A 22,507-nucleotide genomic window follows, 5' to 3' on the forward strand; every position below is an offset into this window, starting at 1 on the left:
ATCAGTCCACCTTGAAGAATTTTCGGACGAATCCGAGGCCGTCGACGAGCGCGTCGATCTCCTCGGGAGTCGTGTACAGGTAGAAAGACGCTCTGGTCGACGATTGCATTCCGAACCGCTCGTGGACCGGGCGCGCACAGTGGTGACCGGCCCGCACGGCGATCCCCCGGGTGTCCAGAACCGTCGACACGTCGTGCGGGTGCACGCCGTCCAGCTCGAAGCTGATCGCGCCGCCGTGGTCCTTGGCGTCCGTCGGGCCGAGCAGCTTCAGACCCGGAACGGTCTTCAGCCCCTCCAGCGCGTACTCGACGATCGCGTGCTCGTGCGCGGCGATCTTGTCCATACCGATCCCGGACAGGTAGTCCACGGCCGCACCCAGGCCGACCGCCTGCGCGATCGGCGGCGTCCCGGCCTCGAACCGGGCCGGCGGCGGCGCGTACGTCGAACCGGTCATCCGCACGACCTCGATCATCTCGCCGCCGCCGAGGAACGGCGGCAGCCCGGCGAGCAGCTCGTAGCGGCCCCAGAGCACGCCGATACCGGTCGGGCCGACCACCTTGTGACCGGTGAAGACCAGGAGGTCCGCGCCCAGCGTGGAGACGTCGACCGGGAACTGCGGGACGGCCTGCGAGGCGTCGACGACCACGGTCGCGCCGACCGCGTGCGCCTTGGCCGCGATCTCCGTGATCGGGTTGATCGTGCCGAGCGCGTTCGACACCCAGGTCAGCGAGACCACCTTGGTGTCCTCGGTGAGCAGCTCCTCGATGTTGCTGAGGTCGAGCCGCCCGTCCTCGGTCACGCCGAACCACTTCAGCGTCGCGCCGGTGCGCTCACACGCCAGCTGCCACGGGACGATGTTGCTGTGGTGCTCCATCTCGGAGATCACCACGACATCGCCCGGCTTCAGCGACGCACCCAGGGTGTGCGCGGCCAGGTTGAGCGCCTCGGAGGCGTTCTTGGTGAAGACGATCTCGTCCCGCGACGGCGCGCCGATGAAGGCCGCGACCTTGTCCCGGCCGCCCTCGTACGCCGCGGTCGCCTCGGCGCCGAGCTGGTGCATGGCCCGGGCGACGTTCGCGTTGTGCTTCAGGTAGTGGTCCTCGATCGCCTGTACCACCTGGCGCGGCTTCTGCGAGGAGTTCGCCGAGTCCAGGTAGACCAGCGGGAACCCGCCCGCGAGTTCGCGGGACAGGATCGGGAAGTCCGCCCGGACCGACTGCAGGTCCAAGGGACTGCTGAAAGTCCGGGCGTCGGTCACTTGGACGCGCCTGCCTTCACGAACCGCTCGTACCCGTTGGCTTCCAGCTCCTCGGCCAGCTCCGGGCCACCCTCCTCGGCGACGCGGCCGTCGACGAAGACGTGCACGAAGTCCGGCTTGATGTAGCGCAGGATGCGCGTGTAGTGGGTGATCAGCAGGATGCCCTTGTCGCCCTGGCCGGCGAACCGGTTGACGCCCTCGGAGACGATCTTCAGCGCGTCGATGTCGAGGCCGGAGTCGGTCTCGTCGAGGATCGCGATCTTCGGGTTCAGCAGCTCGAGCTGGACGATCTCGTGACGCTTCTTCTCACCGCCGGAGAAGCCCTCGTTGACGTTGCGCTGCGCGAACTCGGGGTCCATCTGCAGCTCGGCGAGCGCGGTGTTCACGTCCTTGACCCAGGTCCGCAGCTTCGGCGCCTCGCCGTCGATCGCGGTCTTCGCGGTGCGCAGGAAGTTCGCCACCGACACCCCCGGCACCTCGACCGGGTACTGCATCGCCAGGAACAGACCGGCCCGGGCGCGCTCGTCGACGGACATGCCCAGCACGTCCTCGCCGTCCAGCGTCACGGTGCCGCCGGTGATGTTGTACTTCGGGTGCCCGGCGATCGAGTACGCCAGCGTCGACTTGCCGGAGCCGTTCGGGCCCATGATCGCGTGCGTCTGACCACCGGCGATGGTCAGGTCGACGCCGCGCAGGATCTGCTTCGGGCCGGCCTCGGTGTCGACCGACACCTGCAGGTCGCGGATCTCGAGTGTCGCCATGGTTTCTTCTATCTCCGTAGGGTTTTACAGGGAAGCCTGGTTGATGGGGTTCTTCACGTCGACGAGGACGTCGTCGCCGTCGAGGCGCACCGGGTAGATCGGCACCGGGTCGTACGCGGGCAGGCTGGTCGGCTCGCCGGTGCGCAGGTCGAAGCGCGACCCGTGCAGCCAGCACTCGATCTCGCACTCGCCGACGTCGCCCTCGGACAGCTGGATCTGCGCGTGCGAGCACTCGTCCCGCACCGCGAAGTACTGTCCCTCGCTCTTCACGACCGCGACCTCGACACCGCCGACCTCGACCGGGACCACGCCCTCGTCGGGTACGTCGGCGGCGGCGCAGGCGCGCTCGAACGTGTCGCTCACTTGCCGACGACCGCCTTGGCCGACTCGCTCAGCTCGGCCGCGCGGGCGAGCTTCTCCTCGATCACGTCATGCAGGCGGTCGGAGACCTCCGGGACGCCGATCTTGCCGATGATGTCGTTGAAGAAGCCGGCCACCACGAGGCGCCGGGCGGCGTCCTCGGGGATACCGCGGGCCTGCAGGTAGAACAGCTGCTCATCGTCGAACCGGCCGGTCGCCGAGGCGTGCCCGGCGCCCTCGATCTCGCCGGTCTCGATCTCCAGGTTCGGCACCGAGTCGGCGCGGGCGCCGTCGGTGAGCACCAGGTTCCGGTTCAGCTCGAAGGTGTCGGTGCCCTCGGCCGCGGCCCGGATCAGCACGTCGCCGATCCACACCGAGCGGGCGTTGTCGCCGGCCAGCGCGCCCTTGTAGAGCACGTTGCTCTTGCAGTGCGTCGCCTCGTGGTCGACGAACAGGCGGTGCTCGTGGTGCTGGCCGGACTCGGCGAAGTACACCCCGACGAGCTCGGCGTCGCCGCCCGGTCCGGCGTACCGGACGTTGGTGCCGATCCGGACGATCTTGCCGCCGAGGGTGACCGCGACGTGGTGCAGTCGCGCGTCCCGGCCGACCAGCGCGTCGTGCTGACCGAGGTGGATCGACTCGTGGTCGGCCTGCTGGATCGAGACGATCCGCAGGTCCGCGCCGTCGCCGACCTTGATCTCGACGTTCCCGCTCAGCTCACCGGCACCGGTATGGTCGATGATCACGATCGACTTGCTGTGCCGGCCGGCCTCGACGATCAGGTGGCTGAAGCCGCGGCCGCCGAGGCTGGCGACGTTCACGTGCACGGGCTCGGTCAGCTCGGCCTCGACCGGGATCCGCACCGCCAGCACCTCGGGCGCCTGGGTCCAGGCGACGGCGGCGGAGCGGTCCTGCGGCGTACCGACCTTGACCGCGTCGGCGGCGACGGTCTCGATCACGACGCCCTCGGGACCGGAGGCGTCGATCTTCGGGGTCTCGGTGCCCGGCGCGTCCTCGAACAGCGCCTTGAGCTGCTTGACCGGGGTGAAGCGCCACTCCTCCTCGCGCCCGTTCGGCACCGCGAAGTCGGCCACGTCGTACGACGTCGGCCGCTCGCTCCGCGCCTGGAGCGGGACCGGCGACCCCGGCCCGTGGGAGTGTGCCTTGTTGCCGGTAGCAACAAGCGTTTCAGAGGTCGACATCAGCCGACGGCCCCTTCCATCTGCAGCTCGATCAGTCGGTTCAGTTCCAGCGCGTACTCCATCGGGAGCTCGCGGGCGATCGGCTCGATGAAGCCGCGGACGATCATCGCCATCGCCTCGTCCTCGGCCATCCCCCGGCTCATCAGGTAGAAGAGCTGGTCGTCGCTGACCTTGGACACGGTCGCCTCGTGCCCCATCGCCACATCGTCCTCGCGGACGTCGACGTACGGGTAGGTGTCCGAACGGCTGATGGTGTCGACCAGCAGCGCGTCACAGCGCACCGTGGACTTGCTGTGGTGCGAGCCCGGCGCCACCTCGACCAGACCGCGGTACGACGTCCGGCCGCCGCCGCGGGCCACCGACTTCGAGACGATCGAGCTGGAGGTGTACGGCGCGTTGTGCACCATCTTCGAGCCGGCGTCCTGGTGCTGGCCCTCACCCGCGAACGCGACCGACAGGGTCTCGCCCTTGGCGTGCTCGCCCATCAGGTACACGGCCGGGTACTTCATCGTCACCTTGGAGCCGATGTTGCCGTCGATCCACTCCATGGTCGCGCCCTCCTCGCAGGTGGCGCGCTTGGTGACCAGGTTGTAGACGTTGTTCGACCAGTTCTGGATCGTCGTGTAGCGGCAGCGGGCGCCCTTCTTCACGATGATCTCGACGACCGCCGAGTGCAGCGAGTCGGACTTGTAGATCGGCGCGGTGCAGCCCTCGACGTAGTGCACGTAGGCGCCCTCGTCGACGATGATCAGCGTCCGCTCGAACTGGCCCATGTTCTCGGTGTTGATCCGGAAGTAGGCCTGCAGCGGGATGTCCACCTTGACGCCCTTGGGGACGTAGATGAACGAGCCGCCGGACCAGACCGCGGTGTTCAGCGAGGCGAACTTGTTGTCGCCGACCGGGATGACCGAGCCGAAGTACTCCTTGAAGAGCTCCGGGTGCTCCTTCAGGCCGGTGTCGGTGTCCAGGAAGATGACACCCTGCTCCTCCAGGTCCTCGCGGATCTGGTGGTAGACGACCTCGGACTCGTACTGCGCGGCGACGCCGGCGACCAGGCGCTGCTTCTCCGCCTCCGGGATGCCGAGCTTGTCGTAGGTGTTCTTGATGTCCGGCGGCAGCTCCTCCCAGGAGGTGGCCTGCTTCTCGGTGGACCGGACGAAGTACTTGATGTTGTCGAAGTCGATCCCGGACAGGTCGGCGCCCCAGGACGGCATCGGCTTGCGGCCGAAGAGCTTCAGGCCCTTGAGGCGCAGGTCGAGCATCCACTCCGGCTCGTTCTTGAGGGTGGAGATGCCTCTCACCACGTCCTCGCTCAAGCCGCGCTGAGCGACCGCGCCGGCGGCGTCGGAGTCGGACCAGCCGTACTGGTAGTTGCCGAGGCCTTCCAGTTCGGGGTGAGCGGTTTGCGTCATCGCGTAGTCCTCGCAGATTCGCTGTCGGTTACAGGGGCCGCAGGGGCAGGGCCCGGGATGTGTGTCGTACACACACCGTCGCCGTGGGCGATGGTGGCCAAACGCTGTACGTGCTTGCCGAGGAGTCTCGAGAACACCTCGGTCTCGGCCTCGCACAGCTGGGGGAACTGCTCGGCCACGTGCGCGACCGGGCAGTGGTGCTGGCAGAGCTGGGCGCCGTGGCCCGCCTCCGCCGTGGAGGCGGCGTACCCGTCGGCCGTCAGGGCCTGGGCGAGCACCTCCGCCTTCTTGTTCTCGGGAGCCTGCGCGAGCAGCTCCCGGTACCGCTCCTCCACCTCGGCGACGCGGCGCCGGGCGAACTCCGTGATCGCGTCGTCACCGCCCGCTTCGGCGATGAACCGCATCGCGGTGGCCGCCAGATCGTCGTACGCCTGGTGGAAGGCGTGCCGGCCGGTGTCGGTCAGCGCGAACACCTTCGCCGGGCGGCCGCGGCCGCGCGGGCCGTAGACGCGCTCCTCGCGGGACTCCACCAGGCCCTCGTCGAGCAGGTGGTCCAGGTGCCGGCGGACCGCCGCCGGGGTGAGCTCGAGCCGCTCGGCCAGCACCGCGGCGCTGGACGGGCCGTTGGTCAGGATCGAGCGGGCGACCCGGTCCCGGGTGGACTCGTCCCGCGCGGCGCCGCTGACGGCTCCGGTGGTCGCAGGATTTTTCACAACATCAGTGTCGCGTAATTCCCCGGAGCCTTCAAATAAGGTTCACCTAACCGTTCCGCGCTCACGCGGAACTCCAGGGGTAGGCGTGAGCGAGGTCACTCCGGGGCGTTCTCTATGCTGCGTTTGTGCCAGTCGCGGTGGAGATCGACAACCTCGTCGTGCGGTACGGCGAGAAGACCGCGGTCGACGGTCTCAGTCTCACCGTAGCCGCCGGCACGGTGACGGCCGTGCTCGGCCCGAACGGTGCCGGCAAGACCACGACCGTGGAGACGTGTGAGGGCTTCCGGCGCCCGGACTCGGGCAGCGTCCGGGTGCTCGGCCTGGACCCGCTCGCCGACCACGACGAGCTGATGCCGAAGATCGGCGTGATGCTGCAGGAGGGCGGCGCCTGGTCGGGCGTCCGCGCCGTCGAGATGCTCCGGTACGTCGCGACGCTGCACACCCACCCGCTCGACATCCCCGCGCTCGTGGAGCGCCTGGACCTGGGCAGCTGCGGGCGCACGCCGTACCGGCGGCTCTCGGGCGGGCAGAAGCAGCGGCTGTCGTTCGCGCTGGCGATCGTGGGGAGGCCGGAGATCGCCTTCCTCGACGAACCGACGACCGGGCTCGACCCGCACGGCCGGCGGGAGATCTGGCAGCTGATCCGCGACCTGCGCGCCGACGGCGTCACGGTGGTGCTGACCACGCACGCGATGGACGAGGCCGAGCAGCTGTCCGACCAGGTGCACGTGGTGTCGGCCGGCCAGGTGATCGCGTCCGGCACGCCCGACGAGCTGACCCAGCACCACACGAAGTCGCTCGAGGAAGTGTTCCTCGAGCTCACCACGCCGAGGGGCAAGCAATGACGACCTACGCCCCGCAGCCCGGCAGCGCGCCGTGGACACGGAAGGTGATCGCGCACACGCGGATGGAGTTCAGGCTGCTCGTCCGCAACGGCGAGCAGTTGCTGCTCGCGCTGGTGATCCCGCTCGGCCTGCTCCTGCTGCTCGGCGGCACCGGCCTCGGTGAGCGGCTCCCCCTCGGCAGCGGCCGGCCGATCGACGAGGCCGTCCCGCGGGTGCTCGCGCTGGCCGTCCTGTCGTCCTCGTTCACGTCGCTCGCGATCGCCACCGGCTTCGAACGGCGGTACGGCGTCATCAAGCGCCTCGGCGCCTCCCCGCTGTCCCGCACGGGCCTGCTCGCGGGGAAGATCGGCGCGGTCCTGATCGTGCAGGCCATCCAGCTGGCGGTGCTGATCGGCACCGGGTTCGCGCTCGGCTGGAAGCCTGTCGGAGGATTCGCCGCGGTCTTCGGTGTGATCCTCACCGTCCTGTGCGGTACGGCGGCGTTCGCGTCACTGGGCTTGCTGATGGCCGGCCTGCTCCGGGCGGAAGCAACCCTCGCCGCGGCGAACCTGCTGTACCTCCTACTGCTCGTGGGCGGCGCGATCATGACGCCGGTCACCGAATACCCCGAGGGCATGCAGGGCATCGTCCGCCTGCTGCCGAGCGCGGCTCTGGCCAGCGGCATCGCGAACTCCACCGTCGAGGGCGTGATCCCGTGGGCCGCCGCGCTCTCGCTGGCGTTGTGGGCCGCGGTCCTCGGATACCTGGTCTCACGGACCTTCAAATGGGACTGACCTTTAGAGTGTGCCGGTGATGACGACGGAGACCCCGCCCCAAGAGACCGAGCCAGTGCGCGGATTCTGGCGACTGGTGCCCGAGCCGAGCCTGGACGTCGTCCGGCGCTGGGGCTGGGCGTCGGTGGCGGTGAACATCGGCATCGTGGTCACCGGCGGACTGGTCCGGCTGACCGGTTCGGGGCTCGGCTGCCCGACCTGGCCGTCCTGCACCGACGACTCGTACGTCCCGCACGCCGCGCTCGGCGTGCACGGCGCGATCGAGTTCACCAACCGGATGCTCGGGTTCGTCGTCGCGATCGTCGCGATCATCACCTGGCTGGTCGTCATGCGCTACCGCCCGGTCCGGCGGGACCTGCGGCGGCTCGCGACCGCGGCCGCGCTCGGGGTCCCGCTGCAGGGCGTGATCGGCGGCATCAGCGTGCTGACCGGACTGAACCCGTGGATCGTCTCGGCGCACTTCCTGGTCTCGCCGATCATCATCACGCTGACGGTCTCGATGATGCGCCGGTCACGCACCAGCCCCTACCCGCATACTCCCCCGGTGGTCCGCGCGCTCGCCACCGCCTGTGTGGTGGCGGTCTGGCTGTCCGTTGCCCTCGGCACCGTTGTCACCGGCGCCGGTCCGCACTCCGGCGACCCGGAGACCGGCCGCAACGGTTTCGACCCGGAGCTCGTCAGCCAGTTGCACGCCGACGTCGTCTTCGGCCTGTTCGGCATCTCGATCGCGCTGGTGATCGCGACCAGGGTGACGGCTACCTCGCGGACGCTCCGCAAGCTGGCTGCGTGGCTGCTGGCCGTCGAGCTGCTCCAGGGCGCCGTCGGTTTCACGCAGTACTTCACCGGCCTGCCCTGGCCCGTCGTGCTCGTCCACATGTTCCTGGCCGCTCTGCTGATCGCCCTGGTCACCGCTGTGTACGGCGAACGCGGGACACCCGCCACCTGACGGGCGCCCCGCGCGTCTCTCAGTACCTCACCTTGTAGACGGCTCCAGGACCGAAGACCGGTCCGGCGACGTACAGTCCGCCCCACCGGTTGAAGGCCGTGCCGCCCGGCAGTGTCAGCTGATCCTTCACCAGCTCACGCTTGTAGCCGGCCCGGTGGTTCTTGCCCGGGTACTGCAGGAACAGGCCGCCGTGCGTCGGCCCGCTCAGCTCGAACTTCAGCCAGCTGGCCTTGTCGAGCTCGACGACCGCGAGCACGCCCCGCGGACCGCCGGCCAGGTCGACGATCGACGTGTAGCCGTCGGCGTACCGCTGGCACTTGCCCTTGTTCGGCTTGACCGGGTCGCAGATCGCACCGACCGTGCCCGGCTTGATCCGCCAGATCTGCGACGTCCCCGGCGTTGCCGGGAAGCCGCGGAGCTCGCCGACGTACCAGTAGCCGTCGGAGCCGACGGTCACGGACGTCGCAACGGCCTCGGCGGTGATCGGCGTCCCCGCCGGTGGCAGCGGGTTGCCCTCCGGGTCGGTGGCGGGCAGACCGGACGGGACCTTCACCACCCGCGGCTTGAGCTTCGCGACCGTCTTGATGTGGCCGTTCGGCCAGACCCGGAGCAGGTCGTTGCCGGCCGCGTCCGAAACCAGGACCGTGCCGTCGTTCAGGGCCGCCACGCCGAACGGGTTCGAGTCCGTCGGGTTCTGCTCCTGGTCGTACGGGTCCGGGTCCGTCTTCTGGTACGCCCCGATGTCGGCGATCTTGACCGGCGACTTGCCGTACCGCATCCGGTACAGGGTCGTAGCGCCCGGAACCGGCGGCTGGCCCGGTTCACCGCCCGCGCCGGTCAGCGCGTACGTCGTACCCCACTTGTTGGTGTCGATCGCGGGCGCGAATCCGCCGGAGCCCGGCACCGTGCCGAGCTTCAGGGTGCGCCGCCCGTCGGTCATGTACACCGACCCGTCGGAGACGCTGTAGACGACCCAGTTCTTGTACGTCGAGACTCCGCGCGGCCCGTTCAGGCCCGTTGCGACCGGCTTCAAGCTCGAAGAGTGCTTGCCCCCGGCCTCGGCCTGCCCCGCGACCAGTACCGATCCTGCCAGCGCGAGTGCCGCGAGTGCGGCAATACGTGCTCGTACCCCCATAGATCCCCCTGCTGCAGCGCCTCCCCAGGCGTGGATCCCCCTCCACAGGCAGGACCCCATCGCAACATCAGATCACGATCAGGTCAACGGGGAAAACTCCCCGCACCCGGCATGCGACGCTCAGTGCAGCAGCGGGTCGATCGCCGCAGCGATGAACAGCAGCGCGAGGTAGATGTTCGAGAAGTGGAACAGCCGCATCGGCCGCAGGGCGGCGCCGTCCGCGCCGGTATGGGCCCGCAGCAACAACCGGCGCGCCTCGCGCAGGAACACGAAGCCGAGCACGATCGCGGCCAGCGGATACACGAAACCGGTGTCGCCGATCGGCCAGAGCGCGATCGACGTGATCACCATGACCACCGAGTACGCCATGATCTGCCGCGCGGTGGCGACCGGGGTGGCGACCACGGGCAGCATCGGCACGTCCACCGACGCGTAGTCCTCGCGGTACCGCATCGCGAGCGACCAGGTGTGCGGCGGCGTCCAGAAGAACACCACCAGGAACAGCACGACCGGGGTCCAGGCGAGCTTGCCGGTGACCGCGGTCCAGCCGATCAGGGTCGGGAAGCAGCCGGCGATCCCGCCCCAGACGATGTTCTGCACGGTGCGACGCTTCAGCACCATGGTGTAGCCGAAGACGTAGAACAGGTTCGCCGCCAGCGCCAGGCCGGACGAGAGCCAGTTCACGAAGAAGCCGAGCTCGAGGGTGGCCAGCACGCCGAGCACGACGCCGAACGTGGTCGCCGAGCGCGGGCTGACCGCGTGCCGCGGCAGCGGGCGGCGCCGGGTGCGGCGCATCTGCTCGTCGATGTCGCGGTCCAGCACGCAGTTGATGGTGTTCGCGCTGCCGGAGGCGAGGATGCCGCCGATCAGGGTGGCGACCACCACCTGCAGACCGGGCACACCGCCGGCCGCCAGGAACATCACCGGCACAGTGGTGATCAGCAGCAGCTCGATGATGCGCGGCTTGGTCAGACCGACGTACGCCTTCACCACGTCGCGCACCGACGGACGCACCGTTGCAGCTGATACAGCGGTAGCGTCCGGCAGCGGCGTCGGGTACGACGTCGCGGCGGGACGCGGGTCGACGGCCGTCACGAACACCTCGAACAATCTGGGTTGACGCCGGAACACCGGCGCTGACGAATCAGCAGTCTACGACGCCCCGTAGGAGGGTTCTGCCACCCCCCTCCGATCGCGTGTGTCTGCGGCCGAACAGGTCGGGGAACAGGCAGAGTCGGCGAACGGTTGACAAACAAGTGAGCGGTGCGCAAGGGAACGCCCCGGCCACAGTAGGCTCACCCTGAGGCGACATCGGAAGACCATCGAGAGGAGCGCCGCCGGCGTGACGGAGAAGACCAGCCCAAAGCTTGAATGGACCGAGCTCGACCAGCGCGCGGTCGACACCGTGCGGGTGCTCGCGATGGACGCGGTCGAGAAGGTGGGGAACGGACATCCCGGTACGGCGATGAGCCTGGCGCCGGCGGCGTACCTGCTGTTCCAGAAGGTCATGCGGCACAACCCGGCCGACCCCCACTGGGCCGGCCGCGACCGATTCGTGCTGTCCGCGGGGCACTCCAGCCTGACCCTCTACATCCAGCTGTACCTGGCCGGCTTCGGCCTGGAGCTGGACGACCTGAAGTCGCTGCGGACCTGGGGCAGCAAGACCCCCGGCCACCCGGAGTACCGGCACACCGCAGGTGTGGAGACCACCACCGGCCCGCTCGGCCAGGGCGTCGGCAACGCGGTCGGTATGGCGATGGCGGCCCGCCGCGAGCGCGGCCTGCTGGAGCCCGACGCCCCGAAGGGCGAGGGCCTGTTCGACCACCAGGTCTACGTGATCGCGTCCGACGGCGACATCGAGGAAGGCGTCGCGTCCGAGGCCTCGTCGCTGGCCGGCACCCAGAAGCTCGGCAACCTGACGGTCATCTACGACGCGAACAAGATCTCGATCGAGGACAACACCGACATCGCGCTGTCCGAGGACGTCGCGGCCCGCTACGCGGCGTACGGCTGGCACGTCCAGGACGTCGACTGGACCCAGGGTGGCACCGGCTACCACGAGGACGTCCAGGCGCTGTACGACGCGCTGGAGGCGGCGAAGGCGGTCACCGACAAGCCGAGCTTCATCCGGCTGCACACGATCATCGGCTGGCCGGCCCCGAACAAGCAGAACACCGGCAAGATCCACGGCTCGGCGCTCGGCGCCGACGAGGTCGCCGCGACCAAGAAGATCCTCGGCTGGGACCCGGAGCAGTCGTTCCAGGTCGCCGACGACGTGATCGCGCACACCCGCGAGGCGCTGGACCGCGGCAAGGCCGCGGAGGTCGCCTGGACCGCGAAGTTCGACGAGTGGAAGGCCGCGAACCCGGAGCGCGCCGCGCTGCTCGACCGGCTGTCGAAGCGTGAGCTGCCGGCCGGCTGGAAGGACGCGCTGCCGAGCTGGGACGCCGACGCCAAGGGCGTTGCGACCCGCGCCGCGTCCGGTGACGTGCTCACCAAGCTCGCGCCGGAGCTGCCCGAGCTGTGGGGCGGCTCGGCCGACCTGGCCGGCTCGAACAACACCACCCCGAAGGGTCAGCCGTCGTTCATCCCGGCGGAGTACTCGACCAAGGAGTTCTCCGGCGACGAGTACGGCCGGGTCCTGCACTTCGGCATCCGCGAGCACGCGATGGGCGCGGTGCTGAACGGTATCGCCCTGCACGGCCTGACCCGCCCGTACGGCGGCACGTTCCTGGTCTTCTCCGACTACATGCGCCCGTCGGTGCGGCTGGCCGCGCTGATGCAGCTCCCGGTCACGTACGTGTGGACGCACGACTCGATCGGCCTCGGCGAGGACGGCCCGACGCACCAGCCGATCGAGCACCTGTCGGCGCTGCGCGCGATCCCCGGCCTGGACGTCGTCCGGCCCGGTGACGCGAACGAGACGGCCGCCGCCTGGGCGACCATCCTCGAGCACACCGACCGCCCGGCCGGCCTGGCGCTGACCCGGCAGAACGTGCCGACCTTCCCGCGCGGCACGGACGGCTTCGCCACCACCGAGAACGTGCACAAGGGCGGCTACGTGCTGCTCGACACCGAGGGCACCCCGGACGTCGTGCTGATCGGCACCGGCTCCGAGCTGCAGATCGCGGTCGAGGCCCGCAAGGTCCTGGCCGAGGAGGGCGTCCAGGCCCGCGTGGTCTCGATGGTCTCCCGCGAGTGGTTCGACGAGCAGGACGACGCGTACCGCGAGACCGTCATCCCCGCGGACGTCCGGGCCCGGGTCTCGGTCGAGGCCGGGATCGCGCAGAGCTGGCACGACATCGTCGGCGACTCGGGCCGGAGCGTGAGCGTGGAGCACTACGGCGCCTCGGCGGCGTACCAGACGCTGTACGACGAGTTCGGCATCACCACCGACGCCGTCGTCCAGGCCGCGCGGGACAGCATCGCCGCCGCCGCGAAGATCAGCGGACCGGGTGTACCGCCCGGGCGCGCGGCCGCGGGCCCGGTCGGGCCGGCCGACACGAGCGAAGCCAACTGAAGACACCACAACAGAACATTCCGGAAGAAGGCATCGGAACCATGAACGATCGCTTGAAAGCACTCGCCGACGCGGGTGTCTCCATCTGGCTCGACGACCTGTCCCGTGTGCGGCTGACCAGCGGCAGCCTGCAAGCCATGATCGAGGACAAGCACGTCACCGGCGTGACCACCAACCCGACGATCTTCGCGAAGGCGATCTCGGATGCCGACGCGTACGCCGAGGTGATCGGCAAGCTGGCCGCGCAGGGCGTGTCCACCGACGAGGCGATCCGGGTGATCACCACCAGCGACGTCCGCGACGGCGCCGACGTGTTCAAGCCGACGTACGACGACACCGAGGGCCAGGACGGCCGGGTGTCGATCGAGGTCGAGCCGACGCTCGCGCACGACACCGCGAAGACGGTCGAGCAGGCCAAGCAGCTGTGGGACATCGTCGGCCGGGAGAACATCTTCATCAAGATCCCGGCCACCAAGGCGGGCCTGCCGGCGATCACCCAGACGCTGGCCGCCGGGATCAGCGTGAACGTGACGCTGATCTTCTCGCTCGAGCGTTACAAGGCGGTCGCGGACGCGTTCCTGACCGGCCTGGAGCAGGCCGTCGAGAACGGTCACGACGTCACCAAGATGGCCAGCGTCGCGTCGTTCTTCGTCAGCCGGGTGGACACCGAGGTCGACAAGCGGCTGGACGCGATCGGCACCGACGAGGCGAAGGCGCTGAAGGGCAAGGCGGCGATCGCCAACGCCCGGCTGGCCTTCGAGGCGTACGAGGAGATCTTCGACACCGACCGCTGGCGCGAACTGGAGACCGCCGGCGCGAAGCCGCAGCGTCCGCTGTGGGCGTCGACCGGCACCAAGGACCCGTCGTACTCCCCCACGCTGTACGTCGACAACCTGGTCACCCGCGGCGTCGTCAACACGATGCCCGAGGCAACGATCAAGGCGGTCGAGGAGCACAGCGAGATCACCGGTGACACGGTCCGCGGCGACTACGCGGCCGACCGCAAGGTGATCGACGACCTGGAGCGGCTGGGCATCTCCTACGACGAGGTCGTGCAGGTGCTCGAGGACGAGGGCGTCGCGAAGTTCGACGCGTCCTGGTCGGAGCTGCAGGACACCGTGACCGCGGCCCTGAAGGCGGCCGCCAAGTGAGCACTCCGAAGGTATCGACGCAGAACGGCGACTGGGCCGAGGTCGTCGACAAGCTGGTGGCCGCGAAGATCGCGTCCCGGATCGCCGCGAAGGACGCGACGATCTGGGGCCCGGAGGCCGAGTCCGAGGCCTCGATCCGGCTCGGCTGGGTCGACCTGCACGACACGTCGCGTCCGCTGCTCGCCGAGATCGAGGCGCTGCAGGCCGACCTGCGGTCCGAGGGCCTGGACCGGATCGTGCTGTCCGGCATGGGCGGCTCGTCGCTGGCGCCGGAGGTCATCACCCGGACGGCGGGCGTGGAGCTCGTCGTCCTCGACTCGACCGACCCGAGCGTCGTCAAGCGCGCACTGGACGGTGACCTGTCGAAGACGGTGATCGTGGTGTCCAGCAAGTCCGGCGGCACGGTCGAGACCGACAGCCACCGCCGGACCTTCGCCAAGGCGTTCACGGACGCGGGCATCGACGCGGCCTCGCGGATCGTCGTCGTGACGGACCCGGGGTCGCCGTTCGAGAAGCTGTCTGCGGACGAGGGCTACCGCAAGACGTTCCTCGCCGACCCGAACGTCGGCGGCCGGTACAGCGCGCTGACCGCGTTCGGCCTGGTGCCGTCCGGTCTGGCCGGCGCCGACATCGCCGAGCTCCTCGACCAGGCGGCCGAGGCGGCGCCGGCGTTGCAGGCCGACTCCGCCGACAACCCGGCCCTGTGGCTGGGCGCCGTGCTCGCGGCGAGCGCCGGCCGGGACAAGGCGATCATCACGGCCGACGGCTCCGACATCGTCGGGTTCCCGGACTGGGCCGAGCAGCTGATCGCGGAGAGCACCGGCAAGAACGGCACCGGCGTACTGCCCGTCGCGGTCGAGGTGACCGCGCCGGAGCTGACCAGCGAGGCCGCCGACCTCACCAACGCCCTGCTCGCGGAGAAGGCGACGAGCGGCGTACCGACGGCGCTGACCTCGGGCTCGCTGGGCGGCCAGTTCCTGCTCTGGGAGATGGCGACCGCGGTGGCCGGCTACCTGCTCGGCATCAACCCGTTCGACCAGCCTGATGTGGAGAGCGCGAAGAAGGCGGCCCGTGGCCTGCTCGACGCGCAGCCGGAGCCGGAGGCCGCGGCCTTCACCGAAGGCGCTGTCGAGGTCCGCGGTTCCGAGGGCCTGCTCGACGGTGTCGACTCGCTGCAGGGCGCGGTGGACGCGCTGCTCGGCAAGCTCGAGGACAAGGGCTACGTCGCGGTGATGGCGTACCTGGACTCCGAGCGCGATGCCGACCTGCTCGCGGTCCGGCCGGCGCTGGCGACCAGGACGGGCCGTCCGGTGACCTTCGGCTGGGGACCGCGGTTCCTGCACTCGACCGGTCAGTACCACAAGGGCGGTCACCCGGAGGGCGTGTACCTGCAGATCACCGGTGCGCACCCGACCGACGTCGAGATCCCGGACCGTCCGTTCACGTTCGGCACGCTGATCTCGGCGCAGGCCGCCGGTGACGCGAACGTCCTGGCCGAGCGCGGGCGTCCGGTGCTGCGGCTGCAGCTCACGGACGTGGCGGCCGGCGTACAGCAGCTGTTGTCCCTGTTCCAGTAAGAACGACACTCGGAGGGAAAGCGGCCCATGACCGCTGAGCTCAACGAAGAGCCGGCCGGCCCGGTGAACCCGCTGCGCGATCCGCAGGACCGGCGGCTGCCGAGGATCGCCGGGCCGTGCAGCCTGGTGATCTTCGGCGTCACCGGCGACCTGGCCCGCAAGAAGCTGATGCCGGCGGTCTACGACCTGGCGAACCGGGGGCTGCTGCCCCCGGGTTTCGCCCTGGTGGGGTTCGCCCGCCGGGACTACACCAACCAGGACTTCGCCCAGATCGTGCACGACTCGGTGAAGGAGCACGCCCGGACCCCCTTCCGTGAGGAGGTCTGGCAGCAGCTCGCCGAGGGCTTCCGGTTCGTGCCGGGCGACCTGACCGACGACGAGGCGTTCAAGCGGCTGCGGGAGACCGTCGACGAGCTCGACGTGACCCGCGGCACCGGCGGCAACCACGCGTTCTACCTGTCGATCCCACCGGGGCTGTTCCCGGAGGTGGTCCGGCAGCTGTCCGAGCACGGGCTGACCGACGAGCACCCCGGCTCGTGGCGGCGGGTGGTGATCGAGAAGCCGTTCGGTCACGACCTGACGAGTGCCCGCGAGCTGAACCGGGTGGTCGAGTCCGTGTTCCCGCCCGAGGCGGTCTTCCGGATCGACCACTACCTCGGCAAGGAGACGGTGCAGAACATCCTCGCGCTGCGGTTCGCGAACGCGATGTTCGAGCCGATCTGGAACAGCAACTACGTCGACCACGTGCAGATCACGATGGCCGAGGACATCGGCATCGGCGGCCGCGCCGGGTACTACGACGGCATCGGCGCCGCGCGCGACGTGATCCAGAACCACTTGCTCCAGCTGCTCGCGCTGGTCGCGATGGAGGAGCCGGTCAGCTTCGACGCCTGGTCGCTGCGCCAGGAGAAGAAGAAGGTGCTCAACGCCGTCCAGCTGCCCGAGCGGCTGGATCTGCACAGCGCCCGCGGGCAGTACGCCGCCGGCTGGGCCGGCGGCACGAAGGTCAAGGGCTATCTGCAGGAGGACGGCATCCCCGAGTCGTCCGCGACGGAGACGTTCGCGGCGCTGCGGGTCGACGTCGACACCCGGCGCTGGGCCGGCGTCCCGTTCTACCTGCGGACCGGCAAGCGGCTCGGCCGCCGCGTCACCGAGGTCGCGGTGATGTTCAAGCGCGCGCCGCACCTGCCGTTCACCAAGACCGAGACCGAGGAGCTCGGCCAGAACGCGCTCGTCCTGCGGATCCAGCCGGACGAGGGCATCACGGTCCGCTTCGGCGCCAAGGTGCCCGGCACGTCGATGGAGATCCGCGACGTGAACATGGACTTCGCGTACGGCGGCTCGTTCACCGAGTCCTCCCCGGAGGCGTACGAGCGGCTGATCCTCGACGTACTGCTCGGCGACCCGCCGCTGTTCCCGCAGCACACCGAGGTCGAGCTGGGCTGGAAGATCCTCGACCCGGTGCTCGACTACTGGGAGCGGCACGGCAAGCCGGAGCAGTACGCGTCCGGCGGCTGGGGCCCGGACTCGGCGCACGAGATGCTTGCCCGCGACGGACGGGCCTGGAGGCGGCCATGATCATCGACCTGACCGACACCACGTCGAGCGAGATCGCGTCGGCGCTGCTGAAGGCCCGGCGGAACGCCGGCTCGCCGGCCATGGGCATGGTCGGCACCATCGTGGTGGTCGTCGACGAGGCGTCCCACCACGACGCGATGAAGGCCGCGAACGAGGCCGGTCGCGAACACCCGTCCCGGGTTCTGGTCGCGATCCTGCGCCCCGGGCGCGGCCCGTCCGGGCTGGACGCCGAGGTGCGGGTCGGCGAGGGCATCCCCGGCGAGGCGGTGCTGCTGCGGCTGCACGGTGAGCTGGCGAAGGTGCCGGAGTCCGTGATCACGCCGCTGCTGCTGCCCGACTCCCCCGTCATCGTCTGGTGGCCGGGCGGCGGGCCGCGCGTTCCCGCGGAGGACCCGCTGGGCCGGCTCGGACGGCGCCGGGTGACCGACGCGGCGGCGACCCGCCGGGCATCGATCGACTACAGCGCCCGCGCCGAGGGCTACGCGCCGGGCGACACCGACTTCGCGTGGACGCGGCTGACGCCGTGGCGTGCGCTGATGGCCGCTGCCCTCGACCAGTACCCGACGAAGGTGACCGGGGCCGAGGTCGCGGCCGCCAAGGGCAACCCGAGCGCCGACCTGATGGCCGCGTGGCTGCAGTCCCGGCTGAAGGTGCCGGTGGAGCAGCGCAACTCGCGCGGGCCGGGTGTGACTGCCGTACGGCTGTTCACGCCGTCCGGCCCGATCGCGTTGACCCGGCCGGACGGAGCGGTCGCGACGTTCAGCGTGCCCGGTCAGCCGGACCGTCCGGTGGCGCTGAAGCGGCGGACGACGTCCGAGCTGCTGAGCGAGGAACTGCGCCGGCTCGATCCCGACGACGTGTACGCGAAGACGCTCGCGACCGTGGGCGAGCGGGACGCGCTGCCGGCCGACGCCAAGAAGGTCGGTGAGACGGCGCGGAAATCGACCGCCGCGAAGGTGACCGCGGCCGGCAAGAAGGTCGCCGCCTCGAGCGCCGGCAAGGAACCGGCGTCCGCAAAGCGGGCAGCTGCCAAGAAGACGGCGCCGAAACCGGCGGCTGCGAAGAAGACCGCAGCGAAGAAGACCGCAGCGAAGAAGACGGTTGCCAAGAAGGCGGCGAAGCGATGACGGTCGATCCGGAACTCTTGATCCATTCCGACGCCGGGGACCTGGCGTTCTCGGTGGCTTCGCGTTTCGTCACGGCGCTGGTCGATGCCCAGAGCACCGGTGCGGTCGCGCAGGTCGTGCTCACCGGCGGCCGGGTGGCCGCGGCGGTGTACCGCGCGGTCGCGGAGTCGCCGGCGCGGGTCGAGGTCGACTGGCGGCGGGTCGAGTTCTGGTGGGGCGACGAGCGGTTCCTGCCGTCCGGCGACCCCGAGCGGAACGAGACGCAGGCTCGGGACGCCTTCCTGTCGGCCCTCGACGTCGATCCGGCACGGGTGCATCCGATGCCGGCCGACACGGGACAGGGCGCCGAGGCGGCGGCTGCGGCGTACGCCGAGGATCTGGCCGCGGCGGGTTCGCCGACGTTCGACGTACTGATGCTCGGCGTCGGGCCCGACGGGCACGTGGCGTCGCTGTTCCCGGGGTATCCGCAGCTCGGCGTGACGGACGCGGCCGCGGTCGCCGTCCACGACTCGCCGAAGCCGCCGCCGACTCGGGTGTCGCTGACCCTGCCGCAGCTGAACCGGGCCCGTGAGGTCTGGTTCGTTGTCTCCGGCTCGGACAAGGCCGAGGCGGTCGCGAAGGCGCTGACCGAGGGTGACGTCCCAGCGGCCCGCCCGAAGGGCCGCAACCGCACACTGTGGCTACTCGACGAGGCCGCCGCGGAGAAGATCCCGAACACCTGATCGGTCGGCCGATGGCCCGGCCGGCGTTCTACCTGTACTGAGTTCGGCGGGCGCCGAAGCGTTCGGGTGACAGACTCGGGGCATGACTTTCCGCGAGTTGCATGCCGGTCAGTTCGTGATGCCGAACGCGTGGGACGCCGGGAGCGCGGTGCTGCTCGCCGCGGCCGGGTTCCCGGCGATCGCCACCACCAGCGCGGGGATCGCGTTCTCGCTGGCGAAGGGCGATCACACGCTGCCGGACGGCGCGCCGGCGGTGTCGCGGGAGCAGATGTTCGAGCGGGTCCGCGAGATCACGGCCGCGAGCGGCGTACCGGTGAACGGGGATCTCGAGGACGGGTACGGCGTGGAGCCGGCGCGGGTCGCGGAGACGATCGCACTGGCCCGCGAGGCGGGGCTGGCCGGCGGGAACATCGAGGACTACGACGGGCGGGAGCTGTACGACGCCGGGCTCGCGGTCGAGCGGATCGTCGCGGCGCGGGAGGCGGCCGGACCGGACTTCGTGCTGACCGCACGGACCGACGGGCAACTGCTGCGGACGCCGACGTCGCTGGCCGACTCGATCGACCGGGCGAACCGCTTCCGCGCGGCGGGTGCGGATTGCCTCTATGTGCCTGGGGTCAACGATCTCGACGCGATTCGCACGCTGGTCGCCGAGATCGACGGCCCGCTGAACGTGGTCCTCGGCCTGGGCACGTCGGCGCTGACGGTCGCCGATCTGCAGTCGGTCGGTGTCACACGGATCAGCCTCGGCGGCAGCATCGCGCGAGCCGCCCTCGGCTTCATCCGGCGCAGCGCCGAGGAACTGGCCACCCACGGCACGATCACCTTCGCCGCCGGCCAGATCCCGCAGACTGCCCTCAACGAACTCTTTGCGCGATCATCCAAGGGTGAGCGCTGAGCCGGACGCCGTACGGCCGGTGGCGCTGGCCCACGGGATCGTGGGCCTCGCCACCTGTTTGTGCCTGATCCTCTTCTACGCGGGCGCCGATGCGCTCGGGGCCGTCAACGATGTGGGCAATGCGGTGTTGGGCGTGTTGAGCGTGGCCCTGGCGTGGACTTTGCACGCCGCCCCGCGCCGCACGGCACGCGCCTTCGCCCTCCTCGGAGCCGCCGCCATCGGCGCCGTGCTGACGGTTGTCGGCACAGTCCTCGTGATGACCGACACCACCGGTTTCTACCTCGCCGGCCTGTGGTCGAGCTTCGGCTTCGCTCTGATCGGAATCTGGCTCCTCGGCACCGCATCAGGCTCGCTCCGGCGGGCGGGGTTGATCGCCGGCGCGGTGATGACGCTCGGCCTGCTCGGCGTACCCGGGATCTTGCTGGGGATCGACGACCTGGACACCGCCCCACCCTGGACCTTCGCAGCCGGCTTCAGCTGGGCCGGCACCTACCTGCTGTTCCCCACCTGGACCCTACGTCTGGCCACACGTAACACCCGCGAAGCCTAGGACTGGCTGGGTGGGACGGTGCCAAAGGCTTCAGCCAGGGCTGGGAACATCGCGCGTACGTCTCCCCCACCGACCCAGACGCCGATCGCCAGGGCTGCGGTTGCCTCCAGCAACTTCGCGTGGCGGAGGCCGCCGGCGAGGACCGGTGTGCAGCCGAGGGCCTCGACCAACTCCGCGACCTGCTCGACGCCCTCGTCGCCGCACAGCGGCACCCCGAGTCCGCGCGGCGGGTTTCGCCACACCGCGTCAGCCGCCAGGTTGAACGCCTTGACCACCCGCACCCCCGGCACAGCGTCACTGACCGCTTCCGCAACAGAGTCCTGGGCCAGCGTGAAGTCCCGGTGGTCCAGGGCATTCGTGCAATCGACCAGCGTCCTCCCGGCCGGCACCTCCCGCGCAACCGCCACCGCGACCTCCGCCGGCACGGCCAGCAGCACGATCTCGCCGTACGCCGCCGCCTCCGCCAACGACCCCGACGCCGCACCGACCCGCCCGGCCACCGCACCGGCCCGGTCCGCCGACCGCCCACCGATCATCACGTCGTGCCCCGCCGACACCCAGTGCGTGGCGAGCGCCTCGGCCATCATTCCGTTGCCCAGTGTTCCTATTCGCATGGACTCGACGGTAGGCACTTCGATCCGCACCGCCGGGTGCCTATCGACCGACGCACAATGGACGACGTGAGATTCTTCGCCGACTGCCAGGCGCGCGTCGCCGCCGACCTGATCAGCGGACGCTGGCCGATGGTCGTGCTGTACTCGCTCGCCGACGGTCCCGCTCGTCCCGGCAGGCTCCGCGAACAGATCGGCGGCATCAGCCAGAAGGTCCTCACCGAGACCCTGCGCCGCCTCGAGCACAACGGTCTCGTCGAGCGCCGCCGGTACGCCGAGGCGCCGCCGCGCGTCGAGTACTCGCTGACCACCGCCGGCACCGATCTGCTGGTACCGATCCGCGCACTCGGCGACTGGGCCGCCGTTTACGCCGACCAACTCCCGACCGAAGCTTCAGCACCCCGGCCGACCGCGTCACGATCGAGCCCGGCGTCGCCATGATGCTCGGTCACCTGGCGGCGTATTTCACCCGGTGACACCTATCCGGAGGGTCCTCCGCAACGAGGGATAGGATCGGGGGCATGACTGCTTCCGATTCCACCGACCGTCCGTACGGCGCCTTCCCCGCCCGGATCGGTCTGCAGGTCCAGCCCCAGCATGCCCAGTACGCCGACATCCGGCGGACCGTGGCGGCGGCCGAGGAGATCGGCGTCGACGTGGTGTTCAACTGGGACCACTTCTACCCGCTCAGCGGTGAGCCCGAGGGCCTGCACTTCGAGTGCTGGACGATGCTGGCCGCCTGGGCCGAGGCGACCGAGCGGGTCGAGTTCGGCGCGCTGGTGACCTGCAACTCCTACCGCAACCCCGACCTGCTCGCCGACATGGCGCGCACGGTCGACCACATCAGCGACGGCCGGCTGATCTTCGGCATCGGCTCGGGCTGGTTCGAGAAGGACTACGACGAGTACGGGTACGAGTTCGGCACCGCGGGCGGCCGGCTGGACGCCCTCGGCGAGGCGCTGCCGCGGATCGAGCAGCGCTGGGAGAAGCTGAACCCGAAGCCGACCCGGGACATCCCGGTGCTGATCGGCGGCGGCGGCGAGAAGAAGACGCTGAAGCTGGTCGCCAAGCACGCGAACATCTGGCACGGGTTCGGCGACGCCGAGACGCTCGCGCACAAGCACGCCGTGCTCGACGAGCACTGCCGCACGATCGGCCGCGACCCGGGCGAGATCGAGCGCTCCGCGGGCGTCGGCGACAAGTCGCCCGAGGACATCGGCAAGTCGCTGCTCGATGTCGGCACCCGGCTGTTCACGGTCTCGTCGTCCGGCCCCGACTACGACCTCGGCCTGCTCCGCGAGTGGGTCTCGTGGCGCGACGAAATCAACGCCAAGTAACAGGGCCACTTTGAGCACCCACCAACCATCT

At 70.1% G+C, this 22,507-nt stretch carries 22 protein-coding genes; 13 read left to right on the forward strand and 9 right to left on the reverse strand.

What is annotated here, in order from left to right:
* Position 1: 1 nt before the first annotated feature.
* Genes AB0I12_RS14655 through AB0I12_RS14680 form a run of 6 tightly spaced genes read right to left on the reverse strand, consistent with a single transcriptional unit; the run spans position 2 to position 5,706 of the window.
* Positions 2–1,258, reverse strand: coding sequence for a cysteine desulfurase (locus AB0I12_RS14655; protein WP_359929257.1), 1,257 nt, complete (start codon positions 1,256–1,258; stop codon positions 2–4).
* Entirely contained in the window at positions 1,255–2,019 is a 765-nt protein-coding gene (sufC, locus tag AB0I12_RS14660) for a Fe-S cluster assembly ATPase SufC (protein WP_359929259.1), read from the reverse strand. The genes AB0I12_RS14655 and sufC overlap by 4 nt, the downstream gene beginning before the upstream one ends.
* Before the next feature lie 24 nt (positions 2,020–2,043).
* Positions 2,044–2,382 carry a non-heme iron oxygenase ferredoxin subunit gene (locus AB0I12_RS14665; protein WP_359929260.1) on the reverse strand — a complete coding sequence of 113 codons (339 nt, stop codon included), beginning with the start codon at positions 2,380–2,382 and terminating at the stop codon, positions 2,044–2,046.
* Complete coding sequence (sufD, locus tag AB0I12_RS14670; RefSeq protein ID WP_359929262.1) at positions 2,379–3,581, reverse strand: Fe-S cluster assembly protein SufD; 1,203 nt, start codon at positions 3,579–3,581, stop codon at positions 2,379–2,381. The genes AB0I12_RS14665 and sufD overlap by 4 nt, the downstream gene beginning before the upstream one ends.
* Positions 3,581–4,993, reverse strand: coding sequence for a Fe-S cluster assembly protein SufB (sufB, locus tag AB0I12_RS14675; RefSeq protein ID WP_359929264.1), 1,413 nt, complete (start codon positions 4,991–4,993; stop codon positions 3,581–3,583). The genes sufD and sufB overlap by 1 nt, the downstream gene beginning before the upstream one ends.
* Complete coding sequence (locus AB0I12_RS14680) at positions 4,990–5,706, reverse strand: metalloregulator ArsR/SmtB family transcription factor (protein WP_359929265.1); 717 nt, start codon at positions 5,704–5,706, stop codon at positions 4,990–4,992. The genes sufB and AB0I12_RS14680 overlap by 4 nt, the downstream gene beginning before the upstream one ends.
* 125 nt (positions 5,707–5,831) lie before the next feature.
* Here AB0I12_RS14680 and AB0I12_RS14685 point away from each other — a divergent pair, with 125 nt between their 5' ends.
* Genes AB0I12_RS14685 through AB0I12_RS14695 form a run of 3 tightly spaced genes read left to right on the forward strand, consistent with a single transcriptional unit; the run spans position 5,832 to position 8,270 of the window.
* Positions 5,832–6,551, forward strand: a complete 720-nt coding sequence (locus AB0I12_RS14685) for an ABC transporter ATP-binding protein (RefSeq protein WP_359929267.1) — start codon at positions 5,832–5,834, stop codon at positions 6,549–6,551.
* Positions 6,548–7,324 carry an ABC transporter permease gene (locus AB0I12_RS14690; RefSeq protein WP_359929269.1) on the forward strand — a complete coding sequence of 259 codons (777 nt, stop codon included), beginning with the start codon at positions 6,548–6,550 and terminating at the stop codon, positions 7,322–7,324. The genes AB0I12_RS14685 and AB0I12_RS14690 overlap by 4 nt, the downstream gene beginning before the upstream one ends.
* Positions 7,325–7,343: 19 nt before the next feature.
* Positions 7,344–8,270: a COX15/CtaA family protein gene (locus tag AB0I12_RS14695; protein WP_359929271.1), complete on the forward strand. Its 927-nt coding sequence runs from the start codon at positions 7,344–7,346 to the stop codon at positions 8,268–8,270.
* A 19-nt stretch (positions 8,271–8,289) separates the two neighbouring features.
* Here AB0I12_RS14695 and AB0I12_RS14700 read toward each other — a convergent pair whose 3' ends face one another.
* Entirely contained in the window at positions 8,290–9,405 is a 1,116-nt protein-coding gene (locus AB0I12_RS14700; protein ID WP_359929273.1) for a ScyD/ScyE family protein, read from the reverse strand.
* Between the two features lie 120 nt (positions 9,406–9,525).
* Positions 9,526–10,452 (reverse strand): heme o synthase, encoded by a 927-nt coding sequence (locus AB0I12_RS14705; protein WP_359929764.1) that lies wholly within the window; start codon positions 10,450–10,452, stop codon positions 9,526–9,528.
* A 295-nt stretch (positions 10,453–10,747) separates the two neighbouring features.
* On the opposite strand from AB0I12_RS14705, the gene tkt reads away from it, so the two are divergent.
* From tkt to AB0I12_RS14745, 8 genes are all read left to right on the forward strand, one after another.
* Positions 10,748–12,925 (forward strand): transketolase, encoded by a 2,178-nt coding sequence (gene tkt / locus AB0I12_RS14710; protein WP_359929275.1) that lies wholly within the window; start codon positions 10,748–10,750, stop codon positions 12,923–12,925.
* Positions 12,926–12,966: 41 nt separating this feature from the next.
* Positions 12,967–14,076 (forward strand): transaldolase, encoded by a 1,110-nt coding sequence (gene tal / locus AB0I12_RS14715; RefSeq protein ID WP_359929276.1) that lies wholly within the window; start codon positions 12,967–12,969, stop codon positions 14,074–14,076.
* Entirely contained in the window at positions 14,073–15,653 is a 1,581-nt protein-coding gene (locus tag AB0I12_RS14720; protein ID WP_359929278.1) for a glucose-6-phosphate isomerase, read from the forward strand. Before tal ends, AB0I12_RS14720 begins: the two co-directional genes overlap by 4 nt.
* Before the next feature lie 27 nt (positions 15,654–15,680).
* A complete protein-coding gene (gene zwf / locus AB0I12_RS14725) occupies positions 15,681–17,231 on the forward strand; it encodes a glucose-6-phosphate dehydrogenase (RefSeq protein ID WP_355690669.1) in 1,551 nt (516 codons plus the stop codon).
* The gene (locus tag AB0I12_RS14730; protein WP_359929280.1) at positions 17,228–18,358 is read left to right on the forward strand and encodes a glucose-6-phosphate dehydrogenase assembly protein OpcA; all 1,131 of its coding nucleotides are present in this window, start codon (positions 17,228–17,230) and stop codon (positions 18,356–18,358) included. Before zwf ends, AB0I12_RS14730 begins: the two co-directional genes overlap by 4 nt.
* Positions 18,355–19,080 carry a 6-phosphogluconolactonase gene (gene pgl, locus AB0I12_RS14735; protein WP_359929281.1) on the forward strand — a complete coding sequence of 242 codons (726 nt, stop codon included), beginning with the start codon at positions 18,355–18,357 and terminating at the stop codon, positions 19,078–19,080. Before AB0I12_RS14730 ends, pgl begins: the two co-directional genes overlap by 4 nt.
* 82 nt (positions 19,081–19,162) lie before the next feature.
* Positions 19,163–19,978: an isocitrate lyase/phosphoenolpyruvate mutase family protein gene (locus AB0I12_RS14740; RefSeq protein ID WP_359929283.1), complete on the forward strand. Its 816-nt coding sequence runs from the start codon at positions 19,163–19,165 to the stop codon at positions 19,976–19,978.
* Positions 19,968–20,528 carry a hypothetical protein gene (locus AB0I12_RS14745; protein ID WP_359929285.1) on the forward strand — a complete coding sequence of 187 codons (561 nt, stop codon included), beginning with the start codon at positions 19,968–19,970 and terminating at the stop codon, positions 20,526–20,528. Before AB0I12_RS14740 ends, AB0I12_RS14745 begins: the two co-directional genes overlap by 11 nt.
* Here the strand turns inward: AB0I12_RS14745 and AB0I12_RS14750 are convergent.
* Positions 20,525–21,142 (reverse strand): NAD(P)-binding domain-containing protein, encoded by a 618-nt coding sequence (locus AB0I12_RS14750; RefSeq protein ID WP_359929287.1) that lies wholly within the window; start codon positions 21,140–21,142, stop codon positions 20,525–20,527. The two genes, AB0I12_RS14745 and AB0I12_RS14750, sit on opposite strands and share 4 nt — an antisense overlap.
* 66 nt (positions 21,143–21,208) lie before the next feature.
* Between AB0I12_RS14750 and AB0I12_RS14755 the strand changes: the two genes are divergently transcribed.
* Together AB0I12_RS14755 and AB0I12_RS14760 are read left to right on the forward strand one after the other, a co-directional pair.
* Positions 21,209–21,580, forward strand: a complete 372-nt coding sequence (locus tag AB0I12_RS14755; RefSeq protein ID WP_359929288.1) for a helix-turn-helix domain-containing protein — start codon at positions 21,209–21,211, stop codon at positions 21,578–21,580.
* Between the two features lie 80 nt (positions 21,581–21,660).
* Positions 21,661–22,476 carry an LLM class F420-dependent oxidoreductase gene (locus AB0I12_RS14760; RefSeq protein WP_359929290.1) on the forward strand — a complete coding sequence of 272 codons (816 nt, stop codon included), beginning with the start codon at positions 21,661–21,663 and terminating at the stop codon, positions 22,474–22,476.
* Positions 22,477–22,507 lie beyond the last annotated feature (31 nt).

The sequence above is a fragment of the Kribbella sp. NPDC050459 genome, from assembly GCF_040655315.1.
Lineage (GTDB): Bacteria > Actinomycetota > Actinomycetes > Propionibacteriales > Kribbellaceae > Kribbella.